16 protein-coding genes are annotated in these 16,217 nt (G+C 58.6%); all 16 read right to left on the bottom strand.

Annotation, left to right across the window (positions count from 1 at the left end; genetic code table 11):
* Window positions 1-39 precede the first annotated feature (39 nt).
* Window positions 40-477 (bottom strand): hypothetical protein, encoded by a 438-nt coding sequence (locus IPM39_08920; GenBank protein MBK8986188.1) that lies wholly within the window; start codon window positions 475-477, stop codon window positions 40-42.
* A gap of 220 nt (window positions 478-697) precedes the next feature.
* Window positions 698-1,315, bottom strand: a complete 618-nt coding sequence (locus IPM39_08915) for a hypothetical protein (GenBank protein ID MBK8986187.1) — start codon at window positions 1,313-1,315, stop codon at window positions 698-700.
* A 192-nt stretch (window positions 1,316-1,507) separates the two neighbouring features.
* Window positions 1,508-2,554 (bottom strand): hypothetical protein, encoded by a 1,047-nt coding sequence (locus tag IPM39_08910; protein ID MBK8986186.1) that lies wholly within the window; start codon window positions 2,552-2,554, stop codon window positions 1,508-1,510.
* 13 nt (window positions 2,555-2,567) lie between these two features.
* Entirely contained in the window at window positions 2,568-3,062 is a 495-nt protein-coding gene (locus IPM39_08905) for a hypothetical protein (GenBank protein ID MBK8986185.1), read from the bottom strand.
* Window positions 3,059-3,940, bottom strand: coding sequence for an ABC transporter ATP-binding protein (locus IPM39_08900; protein MBK8986184.1), 882 nt, complete (start codon window positions 3,938-3,940; stop codon window positions 3,059-3,061). Before IPM39_08900 ends, IPM39_08905 begins: the two co-directional genes overlap by 4 nt.
* On the bottom strand, window positions 3,924-4,508 hold the full coding sequence (locus IPM39_08895; GenBank protein MBK8986183.1) for a hypothetical protein: 585 nt from the start codon (window positions 4,506-4,508) through the stop codon (window positions 3,924-3,926). The genes IPM39_08900 and IPM39_08895 overlap by 17 nt, the downstream gene beginning before the upstream one ends.
* An 11-nt stretch (window positions 4,509-4,519) precedes the next feature.
* Window positions 4,520-4,726 (bottom strand): hypothetical protein, encoded by a 207-nt coding sequence (locus IPM39_08890; protein MBK8986182.1) that lies wholly within the window; start codon window positions 4,724-4,726, stop codon window positions 4,520-4,522.
* Window positions 4,727-4,815: 89 nt separating this feature from the next.
* Window positions 4,816-5,391, bottom strand: coding sequence for a hypothetical protein (locus IPM39_08885; protein MBK8986181.1), 576 nt, complete (start codon window positions 5,389-5,391; stop codon window positions 4,816-4,818).
* A complete protein-coding gene (locus IPM39_08880; GenBank protein ID MBK8986180.1) occupies window positions 5,300-6,292 on the bottom strand; it encodes a cyclic nucleotide-binding domain-containing protein in 993 nt (330 codons plus the stop codon). Before IPM39_08880 ends, IPM39_08885 begins: the two co-directional genes overlap by 92 nt.
* A 118-nt stretch (window positions 6,293-6,410) precedes the next feature.
* Window positions 6,411-7,001 carry a DUF3267 domain-containing protein gene (locus IPM39_08875; protein MBK8986179.1) on the bottom strand — a complete coding sequence of 197 codons (591 nt, stop codon included), beginning with the start codon at window positions 6,999-7,001 and terminating at the stop codon, window positions 6,411-6,413.
* Window positions 7,002-7,016: 15 nt separating this feature from the next.
* Entirely contained in the window at window positions 7,017-7,733 is a 717-nt protein-coding gene (locus IPM39_08870; GenBank protein MBK8986178.1) for a beta-lactamase family protein, read from the bottom strand.
* A 226-nt stretch (window positions 7,734-7,959) separates the two neighbouring features.
* Window positions 7,960-8,757 carry a CPBP family intramembrane metalloprotease gene (locus tag IPM39_08865; GenBank protein ID MBK8986177.1) on the bottom strand — a complete coding sequence of 266 codons (798 nt, stop codon included), beginning with the start codon at window positions 8,755-8,757 and terminating at the stop codon, window positions 7,960-7,962.
* 182 nt (window positions 8,758-8,939) lie between these two features.
* Window positions 8,940-11,546 (bottom strand): hypothetical protein, encoded by a 2,607-nt coding sequence (locus IPM39_08860; protein ID MBK8986176.1) that lies wholly within the window; start codon window positions 11,544-11,546, stop codon window positions 8,940-8,942.
* Window positions 11,547-12,074: 528 nt separating this feature from the next.
* Window positions 12,075-13,571 carry a xylulokinase gene (gene xylB / locus IPM39_08855; GenBank protein MBK8986175.1) on the bottom strand — a complete coding sequence of 499 codons (1,497 nt, stop codon included), beginning with the start codon at window positions 13,569-13,571 and terminating at the stop codon, window positions 12,075-12,077.
* Between the two features lie 123 nt (window positions 13,572-13,694).
* Window positions 13,695-14,864: a xylose isomerase gene (locus tag IPM39_08850; GenBank protein MBK8986174.1), complete on the bottom strand. Its 1,170-nt coding sequence runs from the start codon at window positions 14,862-14,864 to the stop codon at window positions 13,695-13,697.
* Window positions 14,865-14,997: 133 nt separating this feature from the next.
* A complete protein-coding gene (locus tag IPM39_08845) occupies window positions 14,998-16,203 on the bottom strand; it encodes a sugar ABC transporter permease (protein ID MBK8986173.1) in 1,206 nt (401 codons plus the stop codon).
* Window positions 16,204-16,217 lie beyond the last annotated feature (14 nt).

The raw sequence follows: 16,217 nt of genomic DNA, 5'->3' as shown, positions 1-16,217 counted from the left end.
CCCGAATCCACACTGTCGTTCCGGTAGCAGATGGCGCGTTCAACGGCTGGCTGGCTGCGTCAACATCTCTGGCAGCGGCCCGACATAGGTGATCACCAGCCGCTGCCCGGCGCGGGTAATCGCCATATACAGCTTGCGCGTATTGTCGCGGATCAGTTCCGCCCGCTCCTCGTCCGCAAGACGAATGCTCTGTTCCTGTTCATACAGTTCGTGCGCCCCCATCAGGAAGACGATGGGGCTTTCCAGGCCGGTGGCAGCATCGAGGGAGCAGACGCGAATCTGGTTTTTAGGATCGGTCTGGCCGGGGTCAACGGTCACTTCGAGGCGCTCAGTGCTGGCCGTTCCCGCCCCAAACGCCCTGTTCACCCGCGCCAAAATCGGCCCAATTTCCTCGCGGCTGGCATGGATGAGCAAAATATCCCGCCAGGGCACGTCACCCTGCGCCAGTTGGCGGATTTCATTAATTATCCGCGTCACCTCGTCTTGCGGGCTGCTCAGGGGAATGACCACCGGCAGGACATTGGACTTTTGACAATTTTATTGACATAAAAGTGTCAAAAGTCCAATACCAGTCATTGCCCAGGAAAATGTATCAGAAGGCATTGTTGGGCGCGACATCTTGAATGACTTTGTATTGACACTGAACGGACTGGCTCATGTGACAGAAATCCCGATGGAATGATAGGGCAGCCGTCCCTCACTCCGTCGAGCGCGTTAGCGATGTCGTTGAAGCAGGCAGAAGGCCAGCAGACTCGGCCGCTTTCTCCTGGGACCGACCGAACAAAGCCAGGCCAAAGAGCAGCTTAATACCCCCATCCACCAGCCCCAGGTACAGAAATGGGATTTCAGGCAGCAGGATACCGGTAACGGCCGTTACCGCCAGCGGCACCGCCATCACCACCATCGCCGGGCCATGAACCAGGGCGAACGGGATAAAGTGGACGGCTGTGGCCAACAGCGCGCCCAGCCAGATCATCCGAAAATCGAGGGTAGCGAAGGAGCGTCCGGAAAACAGCCCCATCAATACAAACATCAGCACAATCGCAAAGTTGGAGACCTTTTCCTGGAAGGGAGACGCTGGCCCCAGCGAATACCGTTGCGCCAGAGCTTTGGAATTGAAAATGATCGCCATCCCCGCTGCATAACCAACCACAAAAATAACGGGCTGGATGCCATATTCGCCTCCCAACAGCGTACCCACGATGATGACCAGGCCAATCCAGATCAGCCACAGACCCGCCAGCCGCTTGTTAAGAAATTGCAGCGGTTCCGTCTGCCGGTAATTCAGTTTTGCCAAAATTTGTTCAAACAACATGTCGTTCACCTCACATTTGATTTAGATGTTTACTAGAGTTGTTCCTATTTAATAAATACCCATGATTGTCATGCCTGCGAAGGCAGGCATCCATCTTCACTACAAGAGTGGATTCCCGCCTGCGCGGGAATGACAAGAGCGAAATTTTATAAAGGAACAACTCTACTAAAGACCCGAAGGGTTGTTTTTCCGTCAAGACATCTGCCGCCACCGGATGAGCAAGCTCAGGCCGAACAGGATGGGGGTGAGGGCCAGGTAGAGCCAGGGCACACCCTGGGCCAGCGCCGCGTGGGTCGCGCCGGTAATGTCAAAGAAGGCCAGTCCGTTCAGCGGGCCGAGATACCAAAAAACAAGCAGTACAATTTGCAACGGCCGTTCCGTCCCCCCCATCACCCCCAAAAACAGCGCCAGCGACGGGATAAACAGCGCCCCGGCCACAAAGCCGATCAGCAGTTCCGGTACGGCCAGAAAGCGGAGGAGCGCGCCGCTGCCCAGAACGACGGCCATAACCACCCCGGCCGCCCAGGCCGCCGGTAACTGCCGCCACAGCGGCGCAGGGGCGCTGAAAAGCAGCTGATCCACCCGGTAACGCCTTTCGCGCACCCCCATTTCCGACCAGAGCAGCAGCGGCCAGAGCCAGGCCAGCGGCAGCAGCCAGCGCTGCGTCGTCTCCAAGGGGGCCAGCAGGCAAGCCAGGATCAGCCCCACAGCCCCGGCATACCAGAAAAAGGCGCGGCCTTTGAGCAATAACTTAAGTTCGGCGGTGACAAGCGCCGTGAACAGGCGCAGTGGGGCAGCGGCCGCAGTAACGGGGGTGAGTTGGTCGGGCGTAACCGGGGACATAACGGCCGTTTCCCCCCTATCACCTGGCTGCCATATCTGGCTGAGTCGCTCACGGACAAAGCGGGAAATAAGTGGTGACCGGGCGCGGGCGCGGGCCGGATCGAAACGCTCAAACGGCACAGAGGCCAGCCCCACCAGCAGCAGCGCTGCCGCCAGGTAAGGCAGACGTGTGGCGGCGACGGCCGTCCAGTCGAAACCGGTCCAGAAAAAGGTCTGCATTTCGGCTGCCTCGGTCGCGCCCAGGACGATGCCGCCCTGGTAGTCGGCGCCCTGCGCCCGGAGAGCGACGGTCATCCCCTCTTCCACAACGGAGAAGGCCAGCAAATCGCCGCCAATGGCCGGTACCATGAAGAGCCAGAGGAAGAAAAAGATGACATTCCCAGCGGGTTGGCGCAAAACGGGGGTGCATTCAAAAAACGGCCGTTGCCGCCACCAGCAGCGCCACTGGCCCGGCAAAAACCAACAGCGGCAGCAGCAGTTGAGCCAAGTCGAGTGTCTTGTCCTCGCCGTGAATCAGCAGCATGGCCAGGGACGCCAGGCCCAGCACACCCACGATAACGAGCAGAACGGCCGTGTTGCTGCCAAATTTGCCCAGGACATAGGCCAGTTTGCTCAGGGGCGTAGCCGTCAAAATCTGGCCAACACCCGTCTGCCGGTCTTGTTCGATGTTGCCGCGCACCAGGTAAAAGCCAACCAGCGACAGAAAAAAAGCAAGGGTGAGACCCATCAGCGTGCCGATCCAGGCGGCGTTGAGCAGGCCGCGATAGCTGCCCAGGCGCAGCTCAAACAGCCCGCCAATCACCTGGTAGCCCAAAAAGGCGGCCAGGGCGATGACGATCAGGAAGCTAAAGCGGCGCACTCGCTCGCGGAAGTCAGCCAGGGTCAGGTGGGTGATGGCATTCATGCGCTGCCTCCCGGCTGGTCGGCGATCAGATAGAGGTAGGCGTCTTCCAGCGTAACCGGGAGCGGTACGGCCGTCGGGTGCGGCGGCGTGTCGCTGACGATGCGGGCCAGAACGCCATCGGCGCGGCGGGTGGTGTTGGCGATGAGGTGGCGGGCTTTGACGGCCGTTACCTCATCACCGGGCACAACCCAACCCCATACCTTGCCCTCTACCGCTGGCAGCAGTTCTTCGGGCCGGGCGTGGCAGCGGAGACGGCCGTTGTGAATCAGGGCAATGCTCGTCGCCGTCGCCGCCACGTCGGAGACAATGTGGGTGGAGAGCAGCACGATCCGCTCACCCGCCAGATCGGAAATCAGGTGGCGGAAGCGCACCCGCTCTTCTGGATCCAGGCCAACGGTTGGCTCGTCCACAATCAGCAGGTGGGGGTCGTTGAGCAGCGCCTGGGCAATGCCCACCCGCTGCCGCATGCCACCGGAAAAGCCGCCGATGGGCCGGTAGGCGGCTTCGGCCAAATTGACCAGTTGAATCAACTGGTCAATGCGCCGCCGCGCCTGCTTCGGGTTCAGCCCTTTCACCGCCGCCAGGTAGGTGAGGAACTCCATGGTGTTCAGATTGGGGTAGACGCCAAAATCCTGCGGCAGGTAGCCCAACACCCGGCGCAGGGTGTCTGGCTGCGCGGCAATGTCAGCGCCATTCCAGTAAATTGCACCGCTGCTCGGTCGAGTGATGGTGGCGATGATGCGCATCAGGGTGGATTTGCCCGCGCCGTTAGGGCCTAGCAGCCCCAGCACGCCTGGCCCCAAGTGCAGGCTAAAATCCTGTATACCCCATAGGTTACGGCCGTACTGTTTGCTCAGGTTCTCAATTCGCAATTCCATCAGGTGTTCCTTTTGGTTGTGTCACTGGCAGCTTTAGCGTCCGACGGGACAGCGTGTAGATTGAATAGCCGTAGGCGACCACGACACCCAGAGCAACGGCCGTAATGGGATTGGTCGGCAAGAGCCACCACAACGCCGTTGCCAGCACCGTGCGCAGCACGGCATGAATGGTGCCCACCGGATGGCCGATAATCCAGGAAAAAACGACCCAATGCAGCCCCAGCCCAATTCCCAGACTGAGCGGGAAAAAGCTGCCCCCGCTGAACAACAGGGTCAGGTGCAAGGCCCACAGCAGGTTAACCATCAGCACACACAACCCCATCAGGCGGCTGAGTGGATTGTTATTGGCCATTGGATTTTCGCCCAGGAGCCGGGCTGCCACCAGGCCTATGGGGAAAATTGCACCGGAGCCGAACAGCAGAGCATAAGTGGCTATATCGGCCGGCAAAAACAGAGCGGCAATACCAACAATAAACCAGACAATTGCCCCGGCAATAGGCAGCGCCAGGGAGCGGCCAGCTTCTTTTTCAAATTCAGTGCGCAGGGTGAGCAAAGCCTGTTCATTCATCATTCCCTTCCTTATGGTTCAGATTTTTGTACGGTTATGAGAGGCAATCCCAGATCGCGGATGCGGGCCAGGATGCCGTGCAGGGCGGCCTGGTCGGCCACCGCGCCTTGCAGCAGGGTCGTGCCATCCTCCAGATGGCTCAGGATCAGGCCGTCAAACTCGGCGGCCCAATCCGGATCCAAATGACCCTTGATGCGAATTTGGTAAATTTCGGTCATCGTCTGTTTCCTCAAGTTAAGGTCTAGGGCGGCGGCTTCAAGCCCGGTCGCCATCTACGAGCTAAGACTGGCCCAATCTAAAACGGGAGTCACGAGGCCAGCGATTCCTGCGGCCGTTCCCGGATAGGCTTTTCGGCCACCAGCTGGGTTCGCGGCGCACGGCGCAGTTCCAGAAAAAATGCCCCTGTGCCCAACAGGCTCACAACCAGGCCAATCAGGAAACCTATGCCAAAAGGCAGGGCGCGCAGAAGCATCAATATCACGACGCCCACAAGCAGGGCCACAAAATCCATCCCCGACAGGGCCTTGGGCAACGGCCGTTGCCTCAACAAACGCCCGCCCAGATAAGCCACGATGATCTTGCTAACCATGCCCACCAGAAAGACGAAGGCCGCAGTGGCAAAACTTAAGCCCGTCAACCCCAGGCCGAGTACCGGGATGGCCAACTGACCCACACCAAGCCAACCGGCAACAACGGCCAGCAGGATAATCAGCCCCAGCAGCAACGGGACCAGGAAGAAGGCGGCGCCGTTGGCCAACAGCCCCACGTGCAGGCTGTACAACCAGCGTTCCTCAACGGCCGTACCCGTCCGGCGCAGCCAATCGGGTCGCAGCCAGAGCAGCAGGCAGCCCACCAGCAGCAGCAAGGCCAGCAAAATACGCACCCCCTGCTTGTTCAATTTTCTGTAGACATGTTTGTTCTCCTTGTTCAGTTTGTTTGTGCAGGTATTCGATATTGATCAATTCCTCTTGCAGTTCCCGGGCGGTACCCAGGCCAGCGGCCTGCCTCAGCGCCGCCACGCTTTGCCAGGCTTCGCGCAAATCGGCGGCCAGGTCATCCAGAACGATACCCAAGGGCTGGCTGCGGCCGCCCACGTCGGCGATGAGCTTGTCGTAGTCCAGGCGGTAAAGCTGAACGGCCGTTTCCGCTACCACAGTTGTCACCAGAGGTTCACGCAGAATTTCTTCCAGCAGGCCAAACATCTCGCCCGCATGTTCCCGCGTCACCAAAACCTCAGCGCAGTTTTCCCGCCGGTAGAGCGCTACAGTGCCCGCTTTGATCACGTAAAATTGGTCGATCTGCTCACCTTCCTGCACAATCACTTCGCCAGGGTTGAATGAAAGCAGGCGGTAGCGGACCCGGTTTTGCAGCAGTTCCGTTTTTAGATACCCGTAGCCCAACCGCACCCCCAGCCCCACCATTGCACCAACGATCACACCGGTCCCATTGGCCACCACGTCGCTCCATTCAAAAAAGCGCAGGTTCAGCGGCTGCAGCAGTTCAATTAACCCGCCCAGGCCAAAAAGCCCGGACAAAGCTGGCAGCCACCAGCGAAGCGGTAAAGACAGCACAAAAACGGCCGCCAGGGTGGCATACCCCCCTAAATGAAGCAGCTTGTCCACGCCGATTGTCTCTGGCTGGTTGCCAACGAGGCTGGCAACCACGATGAGCACAGCGCCGCTGATACCGACCAGCGCCAGAAGCTGCGCTTTGTGGGGATGCAGGTCTAGCACCCGCCGGGAACGCAGTACCAATTCCCGATTGGAGATGGCCTGGTTTGTCATGATTAACTCCTTTTCTATTCAATCGATTTATTGCTTGAATGGTAACGGCCGTTCAGGCGTAGCCGCATGGGGCAAAGGGCGTATTACTCACGCTCGCTCCAACAAAGCAACGCGCCGCTTAAAAATAAATGTAGACGGCCGGGCCGGTATCCCGCACCAGGGAGTGGGGCGGCTTAAGCAGCAGCCAGCCAACCATCGCCAGATCGCCAACCGAGCCAGCGGCATTAAACAGCAGCGCAACAAAGAGATAGGGGAAAACGGCCGTGGGTAAAAACGGCAGCAGCGCCAGCCCCAAGAGCGAAATTAGCAGCAGCGGGGCCAGAGCAATCACCGTATGCTGGCGGCGCGGCAAATACCACTCCGGCGCGGCGGCATAGGCGTAACCGATGCCCAGGCCAAAATGGAACCGGCTGCCGGTATACCACCAGATAAAGAGACCATGTACCAGTTCGTGCAGAAGGACGATGCCGACAATGACAAACAACATCTGTCCGCCAAACAGAAGCACGCTGCCCAGCCCGGAAAACTCCAGGCTAAACCTTGTTACATCCGGTCGCAAGATGGCAAACAGGGTGGCGAAAAGCCAGCCGAAGGGAATCAGCAGTACCAAACCGGCCAGATTCAGGAGCAGCATCCACTTTTTGTCGGCGGATAGGTCCAGGCTGGCCTGTTCTTGATAATTGGGCGGTAACTGTTGGGTCGCTTGCATGGTTTCTCCTTGTGGTTAAGCCAACAAATTCCAGTAGGTGATGGGTTCCGGGAAGGTGGCGGGGATGGTGAAATCCAGGTAACTGTTGACGTCGGCGTGCAGGTCGAGCCGCTCCTGCTCCACAAGCTGCATAACGGCCGTCCAGGTGATCAACTTACCCACCGACCCGGTGCGGAAAAGGGTGCGCCCGCCATCGACCGGGCGGTTTTGTGCCTGGTCGGCCAGGCCGTACCCTTTGGCCAGCAAAAGCTGACCATCGCCCACCACGGCCACGGCCGCGCCGGGTATATCGAGTTGGTCCAGCTGGGCCACAATCGCCTGGTCTAGAAATTGTTCCAGGCCTGTTGTATCGTGTGGGCCAGCATCAGCCCGGGCCGATCCGGCCGACAGCAGGATAATCCCTAGCAGGAAGAAGAAGCCTAACGTATCCTGGACCGCCCGTGACAGCCGCTGGCGAACAATTGCCACGCCCAGCGCTGCTCCGGCGGTTCCGCCGATCAGGTAAGCTCCTCCGGCCAACGTTGTACGCAGAGCAAAATCGCTGGTGACAACGGCCGTTGCCAACGCCAGCAAACCGGCAATCAGACCAACCAGGATACCGGGGCGTAACGCCTGCGACTGTGCCAGCCAGGCAGCGGTGCCGCCACCGGCCAGCGAACCGACAGTCAGCAGCGCCAGCCAGACCCAGGCCCCCGCCTCTGGCCACAGAAAACGGACCACCAGCAGCGCCATCAAGGTGACGGCACCGGTTACCAAAACACCTGCGGTGACGGCCGTTATTTCATTCCTATTTGTACGCATGGTTCAATCTCCTTTGGATAATCAACGCAAAGACGCGGCGCAGAGAAGAGAAAACAGATGAACGCTGATAACAATCTGTGGAAATCTGTGGTTCATTCAGTGGACTCATCCCTTTCATTCATGGTGGGAGGCCCACTCACGAAATCGCGCTTAAAAACTAATCGCGGGCATCGGGCATCAGGACGTCTGTCACCCCAGCGCCGCGACGGAACATCTCGTGCCGGTTCATCCAGACCACCACCACAGCCGCCAGGAAAAACAGCAGGGTGTCCCAGGGCTGGGCATTGGGAAAGATGGGGTTCATCATTTGGAAGTGATACAGTGCGGCGATGAGCAGACTACCCCGAGCGGCATTGAAGAGAGGCGTCAGGAGCACGGAAATTGAGACAACACCGATGAAATAGGGGCCAAAAGCCCAGGCGCTCTGTGGCGTGCCGCCGATCAGGAAGGCGGGAATGTGCCAGGTGGCCCAAATGACGCCGAGGATCAGACCGGCCCAAAACGGGGCAAAGCGGCGCTGCAGCAGCGGCAGAGCCACGCCCCGCCAGCCAAACTCTTCGATTGGCCCGATGAATAAAGCAGTTGCCATCGCCGACAGGGCCAGATACCAGGGTGAAAAAGGAAAGGGATCGTTGAAGGTACCATTCAAGGCGGCCCCGGCGTAGACCAGAACGGGAATGCCCACTATCAGAAAGAGCCACCAGGTGGCCGTTGTGCGCCAGAGAGTCAGGCGGCGGAAGAAGCTGCCCAGCCCCTTGAGTCCATAATGCCACCAGACCAGAAGGACACCGGCAATGCCAGGGGCGTATACCGCCAGAATGAACAGGGGATTGGTCATGGAAATCTCGCCAAATTGGGCCACCACCTGGTCATAGAAAAAGACAAGCAGGGCGGCAATCCCCCAGGTCAGGCCGAAGGAAATCGCCAGGAAGGGAACCAGGGTTTTGGCCCCCATCGTGCGGATATTGACGCTTGAAGTTATTTGAGCCATTGCATTTCTCCTTTAATTTTCGGGGTTGAGTAATGGCTGCATCATAACGGCCGTTTAGACGTAGCCGCATGGGGCGAAGGGCGTATTGAGGGCGTATTCGGTTATAGAATTCAGGTAGAGGATATGCCTGTGGCGGCGATGAGGCGCTACAGCAGGCCCAATTCGCGGGCGCGGGCCACGGCCTGGGTGCGGTTGCTCACGTACAGCTTGCCGTGAATGTTTTCCATGTGCTTCTTGACGGTGTAGACAGAGATGACCAGCCGCTCGCCAATTTCCCGGTTCGAAAGCCCTTCGGCTACCAGGCGCAGCACTTCGGTTTCGCGCTCGCTGAGCGGTTCGGCCAGCCATTGGGCCAGCTGGGGGGCCACGGCCGTTTCCGTTTCTGCGGCCACTGCTGTGGATGGCGGCGCGGCCAGCTGCGGGGCGTCGAAGGCGGTTAATAAGTGGGTGACGTAGGGAGCAACGGCCGTTTCTTGCAGCGCCGTCCGGGCCAACAGCTCCCCCATTGGCCGTCCCTCATCGGCAAACAGGCGGGTGTACCCTTCCGGCTCGGCCAGCCGCAGGGCGCGGATCAGCGCCACTGTGGCCGCCTCTACCTGACCCTGCGCCTGCAGGGCCAGCGCTTGCAGACACAAGATTTCCACCGCCTGCCCCCACCGCCCCATCTTTTCCGCCGTGCCTGAAAGCTGCCCCAACAGCGCCGCCGCTTCCGCCGCTCGCCCCTCGGCCAACCAGATTCGGGCCAGAATGGCATATTCAAAGACAAACCAGTCACCCGAATCGGCCGCGCGTTCCAGGCCAAAATCGGTCGTGAAGCGGGCCGCCCAGGCCGCTGCCCGGGTCAGCTCACCCTGCCGCAGCCGGAGCAGCGCCACGGCGGCCCCCAGACGTACATCCAGCAGCGTCATTTGCGCCCGCTGCATCGTCTCTTCGGCCAGTTGCAGCACCGCCCGCGCCCCGGCAAAATCACCCTGCGCCTGTCTCGTCTGGGCCAGGGCAATGGCCCCGTTTAACACGATAGGCCCTATTCCGGCCTGGCGGCCCAGTTGAATGGCTTCCTCCAGGCAGACGGCCGCTTCGTCCAGCCGGTTCCACTCCAGGTAGATCTGCCCCAGACCCACTTTAGGCATACCGTGAAGGGGCAGCCGCTGCCCGCGACGGCCGTAGGTCAACCCCAGCCCCTGCTGCCAAAAAGTCTCAGCCTGGCGCAAACGGCCGCTTATCATGGCCAGATTTGCCTGTGAGATAAGTGCCGACAGCGAGGTGTACCGGTTGTTGTCTTGGGCAGCAATTCCAGCGGCCGTGGCATAAGCCTGACCCGCCGCCGCCAGGTTGCCCTGCGCCCGATATGCATGGCCCAGCATCAATTCCAACGAGCCGCGGAAGCGAAATTGCGCGTCGTGAATTTTCGCCCGTGCCTCCAGGCAGTAAGTCAGGGCTTCGTCAAACTGCCCATGGTTGAGGGCGATTTGCGCGCGCAGTACGGACAATTCTATCGGCCACTCACTGTCTAGCGGTGCCTGGGGTAACAACGGAAAAACAACACGCGCCAGGTACGCTTCCGTTTCGGCCATTCTGCCGCTGAACATGAGCGTCCAGGCTCGGCCCATGGCCAGCGAGCCGCTGGCTTCCACAACTTCCGTCGGCAGCAAGTCTAACCAGCGGCGCAAGGTGCTGACCTCACCCCGGTTGCGCAGCGTCCAGCGCGCTTCATCAACCAGAGTGGCGGCGCGGGCCGCGTCTTTGGCGGCCAGGGCGTGGTGAATGGCTTCGTCTGTCAGGCCATGCTGCTCAAACCAGCGGCTGGCCCGTTGGTGCAAGGGAGCCAGCTGAACCGGCTGTGACTGCTTGAGGCGATGACGCAGCAAATCGGCAAAGAGGCGGTGGTAACGGAACCATTCGCCCCGGTCATCAAGCGGCACAAGGAAGAGATTGGCCGCCTTCACCTGGGCCAACAGCGCCTGGGCATTGTCAATTTCCAGGACGGCCTGGCACAAATCGGCGCAGAAGCGGTCCAAAATGGCGCTTTGCAGCAGAAAATTCTGCACGGCTGGGGGCTGCCAGTGCAGCGCTTCGTCTACCAAGTAGTCGAGGATGTAGCGATGGCTGCCGGTGAAGGCGGCGACAAAGTTAGCGATCTCCTCAGGGGTCGTTAGCTGCCGCAAGGCCAGTACCGCCAGGTGCAAACCGGCGACCCAGCCTTCGGTGCGAGCTTCCAGGGCGGCAACCTGCTCCGGGGAAAGCTGAATGCCCCACAGCTGACGCAGGAAGATGGCCGCTTCGTCACTGGTAAAGCGCAAGTCGGCGGCGCGAATTTCGTCCATCTGCTGGCGCACGCGCAGGCGGCCAAGGGGGAGAAGCGGATCGGCGCGGCTGGTGATGATCAGATGGAGTTGGGGCGGTTGGTGTTCGAGCAGGTAAGCAAGGGCATGGTGGATGGCGGGGTTATCAATATGGTGATAATCGTCCAGGATGAGGACGATACGGCCGTTTTGCCCCGCTATTTCGTTGATCAGGCTGGCGATGACGTAGCGTGGGTCTGGGGATTCTGGCGCTTCAAGGAGGGAAACGGCCGTTTCCCCCAACCCCTCGTCTACAGTTTGCAGCGCCGCTGCCAGATAACCCAGCAAGCGCGGCAGATCATTGTCGTAGGCGTCCAATGACAGCCAGGCGCAGCAAGCGTCGGTCTGCGCCAGCCATTCGGCCAGCAGCGTGGTTTTACCAAACCCCGCGGGCGCAGCGATCAGCGTCAATTTACAGCCAAGGTTACCATTAATTTGATGAATGAGGCGAGAGCGTGGTACCAGATTGGCTTGCGCAGTTGGCGACCAAAGCTTGGTGGCCAGAATTGGATCAGCCATGGAGTAGATTATAGTGTGACTATCAGCCCTCGATCAAGCTAGAGGCCCAAAATCAGAATATGGCAGAAAATGTGCCACATTAAGCCTGATTGACTGACAAAACTTCTCTAACCGCGGAGAACGCAGAGAGCGCGGAGGCTGTACCAGAGATAATCTCCGCGTCCTCCGCGCTCTGCTCTGTTGCGGCAGCAAGCGGCCGTCGGGCATCAACTGGCCTGTTTGCACCAGGCGCGAAACATTCTCCCAATCGTGCTGCCTTGTCTGGTGGCCGCACCATCACCCGCAACGGCCTGCACTATACCGCCAATTGCTAGAACCTTATCGCGCTAATTATGTTGCGAATCCGGCTCAGCAGCCGAAGTAACTGCCCCAACCCCTATTTTTGCAGCACGCTCACGAATTCCCAAAGACCCTTGTTTTTCAACCCGATTGCTGTGTCGCGTCAAATGTCGGTTTGAGGGCGGGATAGAGTTGGCGGTAGAGCGGGTAGAGTTGGTCGTAAACGGCCGTATCCTTCCCCGGTCTGGCGCTGCCGGTCACCCGAATGAGCTGCTGGCAGGCCGTTTCTACCGACTCGAACGCGCCTGTGCCCACCGCCGACAGGATGGCCGCGCCGTAAGCCGCGCCCTCGGTCGTGTTGATCGTCACAATCTCCGCCTGGAGTACGTCGGCCAGGATTTGCCGCCAGAGGGCGCTCTTAACGCCGCCGCCGGAGGCCCGTACCTGGGTGATGGCGGGCAGACCAGCATGTTTCATCAACTCAAAGCTGTCGCGCAGGCCAAAGGCGACCCCTTCCAGGACAGCGCGGGTCAGATGCGCCCGCGTATGGCGCACCGTCAGGCCGACGAATGCGCCGCGCGCCAGCGGATCGGGATAGGGCGTGCGTTCGCCGGTGAGGTAGGGTAAAAAGAGCAGCCCTTCGCTGCCGGGTGGGACGTCCGCTGCCGGGGTCAGCAAGGCGTCGTAACTGGCGCCAGGGGCCAGCGTATCGCGGAACCAGCGCAGGCTGCCGGCCGCCGAGAGCATGACGCCCATCAGGTGCCATTTGCCGGGAACAGCGTGGCAGAAGGCGTGTAGACGGCCGTCTGGCTCCACAATGGGTTCATCGCTGCTGGCAAAAGCCACGCCCGACGTGCCCAGGCTCAGGGCGACAATGCCATCCACGACGGCCCCGGTTCCTACGGCGTTGGCTGCCTGGTCGCCGCCGCCAGCGACCACGGGAATGCCGGCGGGCAGGCCGGTGACGGCCGCGGCAGCCGGGGAAAGATGGCCGGTAACGGCCGTGCCCTCAAACGTCTCTGGCAGCCAGTCCCGGTTGATGCCCAGCGCCGCCACTACCTCATCGGACCAATCGCGCTGCCGCACGTCGAACAGCTGCGTGCCAGCCGCGCCAGCCTTGTCGGTGGCGTACTCGCCGGTCAATTGCAGCCGCACGTAATCTTTGGGCAGGAGGATGTGGGCGATACGGCCGTAAACCTCCGGCTCGTGGTTTTTCACCCACAAAATTTTAGGCGCGGTAAAGCCGGGCAGGGCATCATTGCCGGTGATGGCGATGAGGCGCGCCTTACCAATCATGGCGCGCATCTCGTCGCATTCGGCTCCGGTGCGTTGGTCGTTCCACAAGATGGCCGGGCGCAGCACATCGCCCGCCTCGTCCAGCAAGACCAGGCCGTGCATTTGCCCGGTCAGGCCGATGGCCTGGATGTCGGTGGGGGGAACGGCCGTTTCGGCCACCACCTGGCGGATGCTATCTACAACGGCCGTCCACCACAATGCCGGACTTTGCTCGCTCCATAACGGCCGTGGCGTTTCGTACTCATAACTGGAGGAGGCGACGCCGATCACTGTGCCATCCGCCGCCAACAGCAGCGCCTTCGTCGCCGTCGTCGAGCTGTCAATACCCAGAAAATAAGCCATCCCAGCCTCCTTCAAAAATTCAAGCCGTTATGATGCAAGATTGCTCGCCAAAGCGCCAGTTTTTAGATTGGACCAATCTCCAAGATTGGTCCAATCTGGGCGATGTAATTTCTAGATGATCACTTAGCGCACGCCCAACAGCAGTTCCACGACAAGTTGGTCGAGGCGTTCGTAGGGCTGCCCCCGTTGGCCCAGCGCGGCGCGGTCGAAAGTGTAGGCTTTAAGGGCAGTGGCTCTGGCGGGTGAATAATGGCCCTTGAATTCATCCATACTGCCATCATCGGCCAGAATTTCGGCCAGCAGGCTTTGGATTTCGCTGTCGGCGTTGAATTGAGCAGCTTTTTCTTTGAGGATAAGGTAAGTACGCATACAACCACGGGCGAACGCTTTCACATCCTCGTAATCGCTGGTGCGGTAGGCATGGGCGTCGAAGTGGCGGCTGCCATCGTAGCCCACATCTTCCAGGAATTTGACCAGGAAGAAGGCACTCTTAAGATTTACCGCCCCAAAGCGAAAATCTTGATCGTAACGGCCGATAGACTGATCGTTCAGATCGATGTGGAACAGTTTGCCTCTATCCCATGCCTGGGCCACGTGATGTAAGAAGTTCAGCCCGGCCATTGTCTCGTGGGCCACTTCGGGATTGACGCCCACCATTTCGGGATGGTCCAGCGTTTCAATGAAACCCAACATAGCGCCAGTTGTCGCCAGATAGATATCGCCACGCGGCTCGTTGGGCTTGGCTTCCAGAGCAAACTTCAATGGGTAGCCCTGGTCAATGGCATAGTCGCACAAAAAATTCAATGCCTCACGAAACCGTTTACCGGCATCCAGTGGGTTTTTGCTGGCATCGGTTTCTACGCCTTCTCTGCCGCCCCAAAATACATAGGTGCTGGCGCCTAATTCCACGCCCAAATCCATAGCATTCATGGTTTTCTGCAAGGCATACGCGCGGACTTTGGGATCGTTAGCCGTAAAGGCCCCGTCTCTAAAAGCCGGATCGTAAAACAGATTGGTTGTGGCCATGGGCACAACCAGGCCGGTATCGGCCAGGGCCTTTTTAAAGTCGTTGAGTATTTGTGCCTTCTCTGCCGCAGTGGCATCAATAGGAATCAGATCGTTGTCGTGGAAGTTAACGCCATAAGCGCCAACCTCGCCCAAGAAGTAAACGATTTCGGCTGGAGTCATAGACGGCCGTACCGCAGCCCCAAACGGATCACGGCCAACATTGCCTACTGTCCACAAACCAAAGGTGAACTTATCCTCCGCTTTGGGTAAAAATCTGTCTGACATGCGATCTCCTTTTGTCAAGTGACAAGACAAAGTTGTAGGGCGATTTGGAAAACCGCCCAGAGAACGATTTGGAAAATCGTTCTACAAATTACGTGAAGTTTTCTCTGGACGCCTATATTCGTAGGTTAACCCCCTACCCGCGCTTCTTAAATGTCACATCCGCATAAACTGCCAGCACCAACACCAACCCCTTCAACAAATATTGCCAGGACGGCGCCACGTTCAACAGCTGCAAGCCATTCGACAAACTAGACATAATCAAAGCGCCAATCAGCGCCCCCCAAACTGTGCCAACCCCTCCCAAAGTAGAAGTGCCACCTAAAATTGCCGCCGCAATGGCATCAAGCTCATACCCCTGGCCGGCAGCAATCGTGCCATAACCTACATATGAAGCCAACACGACACCGGCAATACCGCTCAGTAATCCCATGAGAACAAACACAAAAAAAATGTTATTCCGAATGCTGATACCCGATAAACGAGCCGCTTCTCGGTTGCCGCCGATGGCATAAGCATATCGCCCAAACCGGGTGTTATTCGCCATATAGGAAATAATCACCGACGTAACAGCCAGCAACAGAACGGGAATCTGAACACCATTGTATTGATTCACAATGTATACGTAGCCGGCAACCAGAATCGCAAAGAAAGTCGTCAACGCCAGGTCAAGGTACATGCTGGAAAGGGCAAAGCCATGCGCTCGTTTCTTCTGCCGACTACGAAACATGTTGAAATACAGATACGCCACCACCAACAACGCCATAATCCAACCGGCGGCAACCGGTAAATAGCCCTGAGCGATGACTGAAAAATATGGCTGATTAGCCGGAATCGTCTTTCCTTGCGTTACCAGCAAGATTGCCCCATTTAGCACGAACATACCACCCAGAGTAACAATAAACGATGGTACGTTTAGAAATGAAATAATGTAACCCTGCATAACACCAAACAGTGCGCCTACGGCAATCCCCACAAACACGGATAACGTCGCGGCCGCCAACGCCTGGTCTGGCAATACTTTGGTCCAGACCGTAGCCTGAAAATAGGCCACGACCACGGAAACAAAGCCAGCTAACTTACCCACCGACAAATCAATATTGCCGGTCACGATAACCAACACCATCCCAATAGCCAGGAAACCCGTCACAGTCATTTGCCGAAACAAGTTAGAAAAATTCTGTGGTTTTAAATAGTTCCCATCTGTTAAAAAGGCAAAAAATATCCAGATGAAGATGAGAGCGAGAATAATGGCATAGGTCTGAATGTTTTGCCGAAACATTTTTCCCAATATAGAGCTTGTTTTGTCTGAGGGTTTGATTTCGGGGACAGCTAATTTCATGGAAGCCTCCTTGA

Source organism: Candidatus Leptovillus gracilis, from assembly GCA_016716065.1.
Lineage (GTDB): Bacteria > Chloroflexota > Anaerolineae > Promineifilales > Promineifilaceae > Leptovillus > Leptovillus gracilis.
Note: the sequence above shows the minus strand (reverse complement) of the source record. Positions and strands in the feature narration are given on the sequence as shown.